Annotated in this window: 3 protein-coding genes; all 3 read right to left on the reverse strand. The window is 39.1% G+C overall.

Going from position 1 to position 1,167, the window contains the following annotated elements; genetic code table 11:
• A partial coding sequence (locus tag ACFP56_RS21720; protein ID WP_379238592.1) for a hypothetical protein occupies nucleotides 1-183 on the reverse strand: 183 nt, incomplete at its 3' end.
• Nucleotides 184-267: 84 nt separating this feature from the next.
• Nucleotides 268-618, reverse strand: coding sequence for a hypothetical protein (locus tag ACFP56_RS21725; protein ID WP_379238594.1), 351 nt, complete (start codon nucleotides 616-618; stop codon nucleotides 268-270).
• Nucleotides 619-639: 21 nt separating this feature from the next.
• Nucleotides 640-1,071: a hypothetical protein gene (locus tag ACFP56_RS21730; protein WP_379238596.1), complete on the reverse strand. Its 432-nt coding sequence runs from the start codon at nucleotides 1,069-1,071 to the stop codon at nucleotides 640-642.
• Nucleotides 1,072-1,167: the final 96 nt, after the last annotated feature.

The raw sequence follows: 1,167 nt of genomic DNA on the forward strand, positions 1-1,167 counted from the left end.
GCGCTTGCCACCTGCTCCAGATCCCGTTGCAGCTGCCGCACACGATCTGGACGAAATACGCTTATTTTGGCCATCTCCATATGCCCCTTTACGCATAGCCACCCAATCAGGAAATGATCGGATGGCTATGGCTTTATTTTCCTTGTCCCTGAAAATCATTTCGTACGGAATAATCGGATTCAAAGAGGATAATGTCACCAGAATGATATTGAAAGGTTTGACCCAGATAATTGCGTGCGGAGGATAAGTTTGCATCAGTAATCATAATTAACTCATGCCTTCTGCAATTCTTTCTACAATTTCTTTATCCCAATCATCAAGATCAGCCATTAACTCTTCATACTTGTTTATCGATTCAGGAGTAGCAATAGCCAAAAGTGCCGCTATACTATAGTGCCCTATAGTGTCAATCCCAAAGAGTTTATTTACATTTGGGTCTCTGAATTTGCTGATGTAAGAAAGTTTAGAAATAATCTCTTCGTTACAGAGTTTTCTACTGACAATCTGACTTATAGCACTAACTAATACCTGATTATGATGAATATCTAGACACTGGATAATTTCAAGATCGTTTAATTTGCCATCTCTTATTTCCTTCGATAAACTTAAAGGCCTCACTTCTTATCACCTCTCCATTATTCATTTTACAGGACCAAAGTTGTCTATCAGATATTGTCTTTCTGCTCTATAGTTATTCCAAAGTTGCTCAGCAAGAGCCTTGTTACCTATTCGGTCAGCCTCTTTAATTTCAACCATATACGCTCTGAGTTCCATAATAATTCTATTTTTGAACTCATAAGTAACATCCAATTTGGGGTAGCCTTTTGCCATATCGTCTAAGAAATGTTGATATTCATGTCTTAGAGCACTTATTGAAGCATCTAAATATATATTCAATTGTCCTGGATTACTTCCTCTTGGTGCATATGCCATAATATCACGATCCAGGATTCTTACTTCAACCCCTGCTTCCTGAGCTTTCTTAATAATATTATTCCATTCTTCGGGGTGAGAGAGACGACCTGGACCGTAAATATCCCTAAACGGATCAGCATCATTCTTTCCTAACATGTTATCAGGTAATCTATCTCCCGGCCCCTCAATCTTTGTTTTTTGATCTGGTATCTGATCCACTTTCGGTGCGTTTGGCGGCGTCAGGTCTGGTTT

The organism is Paenibacillus septentrionalis (assembly GCF_042659865.1).
GTDB lineage: Bacteria > Bacillota > Bacilli > Paenibacillales > Paenibacillaceae > Pristimantibacillus > Pristimantibacillus septentrionalis.

Excerpts from the sequence above, each read along its gene's own strand:
- ACFP56_RS21730 (WP_379238596.1), bottom strand. The coding sequence starts at position 1,071 with ATGTTAGGAAAGAATGATGCTGATCCGTTTAGGGATATTTACGGTCCA.